This is a genomic window from Streptomyces sp. NPDC051907 (assembly GCF_040681075.1).
Classification (GTDB): domain Bacteria; phylum Actinomycetota; class Actinomycetes; order Streptomycetales; family Streptomycetaceae; genus Streptomyces.
In genome coordinates, this window is record NZ_JBFAYB010000178.1 from 1 (window position 1) to 7,633 (window position 7,633).

At 71.6% G+C, this 7,633-nt stretch carries 8 protein-coding genes; 5 read left to right on the top strand and 3 right to left on the bottom strand.

Translation table 11 applies throughout. The annotated features are described in order from the left end of the window. Positions 1–159 precede the first annotated feature (159 nt). The gene (locus tag AB0M39_RS40710; RefSeq protein WP_365373877.1) at positions 160–1,350 is read right to left on the bottom strand and encodes an NAD(P)/FAD-dependent oxidoreductase; all 1,191 of its coding nucleotides are present in this window, start codon (positions 1,348–1,350) and stop codon (positions 160–162) included. Positions 1,351–1,957: 607 nt separating this feature from the next. Here AB0M39_RS40710 and AB0M39_RS40715 point away from each other — a divergent pair. Both AB0M39_RS40715 and AB0M39_RS40720 read left to right on the top strand, forming a co-directional pair. Then, on the top strand, positions 1,958–2,812 hold the full coding sequence (locus AB0M39_RS40715) for a glutathione S-transferase C-terminal domain-containing protein (RefSeq protein WP_365373880.1): 855 nt from the start codon (positions 1,958–1,960) through the stop codon (positions 2,810–2,812). A gap of 219 nt (positions 2,813–3,031) precedes the next feature. Further along, a complete protein-coding gene (locus tag AB0M39_RS40720; RefSeq protein ID WP_365373883.1) occupies positions 3,032–3,427 on the top strand; it encodes an ACT domain-containing protein in 396 nt (131 codons plus the stop codon). Positions 3,428–3,442: 15 nt separating this feature from the next. On the opposite strand, the gene AB0M39_RS40725 is transcribed toward AB0M39_RS40720, so the two are convergent. Together AB0M39_RS40725 and AB0M39_RS40730 are read right to left on the bottom strand one after the other, a co-directional pair. Then, entirely contained in the window at positions 3,443–4,339 is an 897-nt protein-coding gene (locus AB0M39_RS40725) for an LLM class flavin-dependent oxidoreductase (RefSeq protein ID WP_365373885.1), read from the bottom strand. Positions 4,340–4,350: 11 nt separating this feature from the next. Next, complete coding sequence (locus tag AB0M39_RS40730) at positions 4,351–4,740, bottom strand: RidA family protein (RefSeq protein WP_365373888.1); 390 nt, start codon at positions 4,738–4,740, stop codon at positions 4,351–4,353. A 270-nt stretch (positions 4,741–5,010) separates the two neighbouring features. Here AB0M39_RS40730 and AB0M39_RS40735 point away from each other — a divergent pair, with 270 nt between their 5' ends. From AB0M39_RS40735 to AB0M39_RS40745, 3 genes are all read left to right on the top strand, one after another. After that, positions 5,011–5,958 (top strand): L-tyrosine 3-hydroxylase, encoded by a 948-nt coding sequence (locus AB0M39_RS40735; RefSeq protein ID WP_365373891.1) that lies wholly within the window; start codon positions 5,011–5,013, stop codon positions 5,956–5,958. A 71-nt stretch (positions 5,959–6,029) separates the two neighbouring features. Then, positions 6,030–7,043 carry a class I SAM-dependent methyltransferase gene (locus tag AB0M39_RS40740; RefSeq protein WP_365373893.1) on the top strand — a complete coding sequence of 338 codons (1,014 nt, stop codon included), beginning with the start codon at positions 6,030–6,032 and terminating at the stop codon, positions 7,041–7,043. A 44-nt stretch (positions 7,044–7,087) separates the two neighbouring features. After that, on the top strand, positions 7,088–7,558 hold the full coding sequence (locus tag AB0M39_RS40745) for a cupin domain-containing protein (RefSeq protein WP_365373896.1): 471 nt from the start codon (positions 7,088–7,090) through the stop codon (positions 7,556–7,558). Positions 7,559–7,633: the final 75 nt, after the last annotated feature.

Here is a 7,633-nt window from a genome sequence, read left to right on the forward strand (position 1 = left end):
GCCGGACGCGCGGAGCCCCGGGGGCGCGCCGCCTGCCAGGCGCCGCGCCCCCAGGGCTCGGGGCACCCGGCGACGGCGTCGACGACCCAGGCCTCGTCGCAGCCGCCGCACCGACGTCGCCGCCACCCCCCGCCCTCGCCGGCGCCGCACCGGCGGCCGTCACGCTTCGGCGAGAGCCTCCATCAGCTCCTCGTTGTAGAACTCGTCGATCGTGCAGACCCCGGACAGTGTCGCGAAGTAGCGGTCCACCAGCCGCTGGTTGGCGGAGATGGTCTTGAGGAAGGAGATCCGCTCCTCGGGGACCTGGAGCTCCGCCACGTTCAGGGTGCTGCGGTAGAACTCCAGGAACCTCTCCTTCAGGCCCGCCGCATAGCGACGGCCCGCCGCCGCGAGCGCCGTCGGGTCGTGGAGATCCTGGCCGATGTGATCGGCGAGCATCTGCGCCTGGACGAAGGCGTCGGTGATCCCCCGCGCCGCGATCGAGTCCTTGTGGTGGGCGGCGTCGCCGACGAGCGCCCACCCCGGGCCGGACGCCTGCCGGATGAAGTTGAGCTGTTCGCCGGTGCCGTAGAGCCGCTCGACCTGACGGGCCGAGGACATCCGCTCGCTCAGCCCGGGGGCCGTGGTGCGGATGGCCTCCAGGTAGGCCGACTGGGCGTCGGTGCGCACCTGGGAGAACTCCGCCTGCGGGAAGTACGCCATCACGAGCGTGCACCCGTTGTTGGTCGGGCCGGCGCCGACCCACCGGCCGGGCCGCTCGTACAGCTCGAAGTGCGCGGGCAGACCCTCCCAGTAGCTGTAGTACGTGCAGGTCATGGGCGGGTTCTCGACGATCGTCGGTGCCCCGGCCAGCCGCGCGACCGCCGACCGCATGCCGTCCGCCCCGACGACCAGACGCGCGCGCTCGGCGAACTCGACGCCGTCGGCCGTCTTGATCCGCACACCGGCGACCCGGTCGCCCTCGTGGACCAGCCCGGTGACCGTGCAGCCCTCGCGGAACTCCGCCCCGGCCTCGACCGCGGCGCCGGCGAGGATCGGGTCGAGTACGAAGCGTCTGGGCCCGTACGTCGTGCTGTGCCCGTCGTGCGGCAGCAGGGAGCCTTCCAGCCGGACGCCCGCGGTCTCGTAGCTGATCCGGTCGATGGGCGGGCAGTCGGTGGCTCGTATCCGCTCCAGCAGGCCCCAGCGGCCGAGCAGTGCGACCCCCGGCTGGTGAAGGTAGTGGGAGGAGAGCTTGTCCTGCGGAAAGCGGGCCTTCTCCAGCAGCAGGACCCGGTATCCCGCACGGGCCATGAGCATTGCCGTCGGCGCCCCCGCACAGCGCGCCCCCACCACGATCACGTCGTACACGACGTCTCCCTCTTCCTCGAAGCCGAAAGACCGAACTGCCTTACGCGGCAGGGCCTTTGGCCGCCACGCTGCCATGTGATCCGGCGGAGTCAGAGCTTCCCTCTCCGACCGCCTCGCCCGTGTCGTCCGGCTCCCGGCCGAGGAAGGCGAAGCCCACGATCGCGGCGCCCCGCAGCAGATCGCTCAGTCCGCGAGACTCCTGAAACCGCGGACTCGGACCGCCGCGTCGACGCCTCCGCCGAACTCTCCGCTCTCCCGGCGCCCTTGACGCCCCCGCCCCGCGAATCGACACTCGGGGGCGGGAGACCGAGGGGACGGACAGAACGCCATGAAGGATTCAGCGACAGAGACGGGCTCGGCCGTCCGGCCGCCGCTGTTGCTCACCTCGCGGCGTCATATCGATCTGCTGCGCGTCTGCAGCGCCGCGAGTCTGAGCTGAGCCCGCGGGCGGCCGTGCGGCCGTATCACGCGCACCGCGCGTACCGCGGGACCCGCTGACTCCTTCTCCGTCCCGCCCGGCTCGCCCGTTTCTCCGTGCGCCGCAGCGCCCTCGCCCTGCCGCGCGTCGTCGTCGTACGTCCGTGATCGAACAGACCCAGGGAGACGTATGTCCGCCACATCTCCGGCAGCCGCCCCGGCCTTCCGCGGCCGTATCGGACGCGACGTGCGCAGCGGCCACTACGCCGTGCCGCACCGCTACCGGCTCCATCTGTCCCCGCCCTGCCCCGACTCGCTGCGGATCGCCGTCACCCACAGCCTGCTCGGACTCGACGACGTCCTGCCCGTCGACCTGCTGCCCGCCGTGCCCGACGGGCCCGAGGGCGGGTTCCGGGCGCTGGAGGCGCTGTACGAGGCGAGTTCGCACCATCACAGCGGACCCGCGGCCGCCCCCGCGCTCAGCGACGCGTGGACCGGGCGAATCGTCAGCACCCACGCCCCGGACATCCTGCGCGACCTCGCCCTGCGGTTCGGCGCCGGAGGGCCGGATCTGTATCCGTACGCCATGGGGGAGCGCCTCGACGCCGTCAGCGCGCTGTGCGTCGAGCGCATCGACGACGCGGCGCAGACCGCCGGACGGCTCGGGATCGCGGGAGCGGCCCATGAGGAGCCCCTCGGCGTGCTGCTCGACGCCCTCGGATCGGTGGAGCGCTGCCTGAGCTCCCAGGAGTATGTGCTGGGCGACGGGCCGACCGCCGCCGACGTCCAACTCTGGGTCACCCTGGTCCAGTTGGACACCGTGCACCGCTGGCACCTGGACGCCGATGCGGTCGACCGGATCGCCGACCACCCGTCCCTGTGGTCCTACTCCCGGCGGCTCGCCGCCGATCCCTCCTTCGGGGCCCATCTCGACCTCGACGCCGTCGCCCGCAGGCATCACGCGCGATGTCGCGGGCACGAGGCGGCGGGCGCGGCGATGCAGATCGTGGACTGGGACGCGTGCGTAGGCCGAACGCCTCTGTAGAGACGCGGAGTTGGAGAGCCGGCGGCGCGACGGGCGCCGCCGGCTCCCCGCGTTCACGGATGCCGCCGGCAGGGCGAGCCGAACCGACCTGGCTCTGTCGCGATGCTCTGCCGCGATGTCGGACTCGGCGGCCCCAGCCACCGCGGTCGCCCGCTCCGGCGCCCTACGGTCGACCGCAGACGACGCGGAGCGGCCGGTCGTCCGAGAGGGGGCGCCCCGATGCTGCGGCTGAGGCTGCTGAGCACGGTCTTCACCGTCGAGACGCTCGCCGGGACGCAGGCGCCGCCCCGCGGCGACTGGCACGCCCTGATCAGGGCGCCCGAGGGGCTGACCGTGGTCCGGGACGCGGACGCGGACACCGCGGCGGGGGAGCGGTGGGCCGGGCTGTACGACGCGGACGCCGGGCACGGCCTGGACGCTCCCGGCCTGCTGGCCTCCGTGATCGACCCGCTGGCGCAGGCGGGCGTGCCGGTCTTCGCGGTGTCGACCTACCACGCCGACCTGGTGCTCGTGCCCGAGCCGCGTCGGGGCGACGCGGTCGTCGCGCTGGCAGCGGCCGGGCACGAACTGGTGCACGCGGGCGGGCCGTTCAGGCTCCGTCCCACGAGCCGCTAGGCAGCCCAGTCCCGCTCACATCTCCCGTGCCACCGGGAGCGCCTCGGCCGCGATGCGGTGCAGGGACTCCGGGTCCGCGGCGTAGACGCCCTCCTCTCGGGGTGCGTGGAGCACGAGATGCGTGATGCCCGCCTGCGCATAGCGCTCGGCCATCTTCAGATACGCGTCGGGGCTGGAGAGGAAGTCGCCCGCAGGGTCGGTCACGACGAAGATCCGGTCCAGTTCCGCCGCGTCGCGGCCCGCCCTCTCGCACGCCTCGCGCAGGGCGACGACCTGCGCGGCGACCGCCTCCAGGCACTCCTCGGGAGTGAACCCCCGCGCCCAGTCCGTCGGACCCGTGGTCACCCACGCCTGGCCGTGCCGTGCGGCCAGCGCCAGGCCCCGGGGGCCGGTCGCGGCGATGGCCATGGGGAGGCGCGGGCGCTGGACGCAGCCGGGGATCATGCGGGACTCGTACGCGGAGAAGTGCGTGCCGGTGTACGTCGTCACCGGGTCGCGCAGCAGCCTGTCCGTGAGGTGCACGAACTCCTCGAAGCGCTCGGTGCGTTCGCGCCGGGAGAGGGTCTCCTGGGCGAGGACGTTCGAGTCGCCCGCGCCGACCGAGCCCGTGCCGATGCCGAGGACGAACCGGCCGCCCGAGATGTCGTCCAGAGCGATGGCGTCCTTCGCCGCGCCCACCGGATGCCGGAAGTTGGGCGAGGTGACCAGCGTGCCGAGCGTGGCGGTGCGGGTGACGCCGGCCGCCGCGGCCAGCACGGGGAAGGTGGAGAACCACGGGCCGTCCTGCAGATCGCGCCAGGAGAGGTGGTCATAGGTCCACAGGGAGTCGTATCCGAGCTCGTCCATCGTGCGCCAGGTCGGGGCGGACTCCGCCCAGCGCTTCTCCGGCAGGATCAGGACGCCTGTACGCATGGCCGGATCCCTCAGTTCTCGAGGTAGGCGTCGGCTTCGACTTCCACCAGGAGCGAGGGGTGGGCCAGGGCGGACACCTCGACGATGGTGCTGGCGGGGAGGATCTCGGCGAAGTAGTCGAGATGGACGCGGCCGATCGCCTCCAGCTCGCTGATGTCCGTCACATAGAAGCGGGTCCTGACCACGTCCGCCAGCGAGGCGCCGGCCTCTTCGAGCGCGCCTTGGACGCGCCGCAGGCACTCGGCCGTCTGCGCCACGATGTCGTCGCCGCCCACCGGGCCCTCGGGCGCCGAGGCGGTGCATCCCGCGACCGTCACGCACGGGCCCGTGCGAACCGCCCGAGAATAGCCGAATATCTTCTCGAAATGCGTTCCCGCGGCAATGAGTTTGCGGTTCGACATGCATGCTCCTTCGGACGGTGCGGAATTCCGCGGGCGAGTTCGGCGGAGACGGCCGACCTGACGACTATGTCAAATACCGCGTCCCGGTCCAGGGCGTCGACGCCCTGATGTCCCGCCGGCGAGACGAGCCTCGGCGAGAATGAACGAGCCGGTTCTCGAGTGCCATTGGCCAGCCGGCTCGAAATGTATATTGACGGCCGTTGGCTGCCGAATTGCCGGTCGCATATCACAGACCCGGAGCCCGATTCCTCTCACACACCGGAAGCATTCATGAATCTGTCTGACAACCGAGCTCTCTCGACCGAGGTTCCGACGGCAGGACGCTGGGGGTTCGGCGGGCACCTCTACGGCCTGGAGCCGTTGGCGCTGCCCGTCGAACTGCCGGGCCGGAGCGGCGACGACGATCCCCGGCACGACGCGGACGCGGGGCCGCCGCCGGGCGCCTCGCTGCCGGCGTACGACGAGGCGATGGGCGCCGAGCTGGCGCCGCACGACGACAGCGAGGTGGAACGGCTCTTCTGGTTCCGGTGGATCACCGGCCACCAGAGCACCTTCGCGCTCTGGCAGCTGCTGGGAACGGTCCTGGACGAGGCCGGGCGACCCGGCGTCGACGGCGACGAACTCGCCCGCACGGCACGCTGCATGGTCCGCGCGTACTCCCTGATGCTGCTGTACGCGAGCTCCTCGCCGCAGGACATGTACGAGCGCGTCATCCGGGACCCGATGGCCCGCCAGCACCCGAATCTCAGCGGATCCTGGGCGCGGGACTACACCCGCGTCCGTCCGCTCATCCGTGGAAAGACCTCCCTGGGAGGCGAGGCCGCAGCCGCCGACCTGGCCTTCGAGTGCGATCTCAACGAGCGCATACACAAGGGAATCGCCGCGCGCGTCGTGCCCTCGGGCGTGTCCCTGCTGCTGACGCCCGGCGTGCGCAGCAAGACGCGAGAGCTTCGGCGCGAGACGCTTCTATGGCTGTACGACGGAATCTTTCTGACGACCAGGACGCCGGTCTCCTACGAGACGGTGGTGCGTCAGCTCATCCGGCGGATCCACGCGATCCACCTCGACGTCTCGGCGAACGGCCTGTATCCCGCGTGCGCACGCAACACCGCGCCCGAGCCGGCCGAGTTGTCGACGGACGACGTGCTCGAGCTGAAGGCGTCCTTCACCGACACGCTGCACGAGCTGGCCGCGATCGTCGGCGCCCCCCGAATTTAGACAGGGATGCGCATCCTGGCAGCCGGCCGTGTGCTTCCGAGCCGTGATATTCGAAGGAATAGGTGTTTCCCATGGGTATAGCTGAACAACAGCTTTCCGACGAGGCGCAGTACTGCGCCGACACGTTCAACGGAGCCATCGCATCGGCCGCGGTCAGCGCTGCCTGGGAGATCGGTCTCCTCGACGAGCTGGAGCGCTCCGGCCGGGTCGGCATAGCCGAGTACGCGACGGCCTCGGGCGCCCACCCGGACGTCGTGCGCGCCGTCCTGGTCGCGCTCTCCACCCGGCGCATCGTGACGCTCGACCCTGCTCGGACCGAGGCGGCCACCGGCCCCGGCTTCGACGACGCCTACCGCACCAAGGGCTTCTTCTACTGGCTGACGCGCGGCTGCGGCGAGCTGCTGACGACCCTGCCGGGCAAGGTGCTCGACGCCGACCGGCAGGGCGACTTCGTACGGCGCGACTCCCGCGCCATCAGCGTCGCCTGCCGCAACATCGCCCGGACCTTCTTCGACCCGCCGTTCCGCGAGCTGCTCAAGGACACGGACTGCTCGGTCGTCGCGGACCTGGGCTGCGGCAGCTCGGACCGGCTGATCATGCTGGCCGATCTGATGCCCCAGATCAGGGGCATCGGCATCGACGTGGCCGCCGGCGCGATCACCGTGTCCAAGGAGGCGATCGCCGACGCGGGCATGGAGGGCCGGATCTCCCTCGTGCAGGACGACGTCCTGAACCTGGCGCCGCGCGAGGAGTACGAGAGTGTGGACCTGGTGACGTGCTTCCTCATGGGGCACGACTTCTGGCCGCGCGAGAACGCCGTCACGATGCTGCGGCGCCTCCGGGAGACCTTCCCCAACGCCAAGAGCCTCGTCATCGGCGACACCTGCCGCTCCACCGGCGTCGACGGCCCCCAGCACCCCATGTTCACCCTCGGGTTCGAGACCGTGCACGCCGTGATGGACCAGTACATCCCCACCCTCGAGGAGTGGTCGGGCGTGCTGGCGGAGAGCGGCTGGCGCATCGCCGACCGCCGGATGATCGACCTTCCGGCCTTCAGCTTCATCTACCGGCTCGCTCCCGCATAAGCGCCCCCAGGCCCCAGGCCTCCCAGGACCCCAGGAGACATGTCATGACGTCCACGTCCACGTCCCCGACCGCCGGGGCGTCCGCTCCGTACGATCAGCTCGCCCAGCCCGGTCCGGTCCCTCAGCCGTCCCGGACCCCCCTCGTCGAGCGGGATCTGCCCGTCTTCCAGCAGATCCCGGGCCACTACGGGCAGACGCCGTTCTTCCTCACGCAGGACATGCTCGGCGGCCAGCCCATCGAGATCGCCGGCGGGGAGATCAGCGACAAGGTCGGCAAGCCCGTGGCCGCGCCCCACACCCATGAGGTGCCCGAGATCTATGTGCTGATGTCCCCCGAGCCGGGCGGCGCGGTCATCGACGTCGTCGCCGACGGGCAGCACTACGAGCTCGTCTCGCCCGCGACCATGCTCATCCCCGCGGGCACGGTCCACCACTTCGTCACGAAGAAGGCCCAGCCCGGCAGCTACTGCCTGGGCGTGCTGCTCACCGGCGGCGCCTCCGTGGCGGCGCGCTGACGCACGGCCGGGCCGACGCCGCCGGCCGGCCGACGCACACGAGGCCGGGCCGCCGCACGCGACGCGTGCGACGGC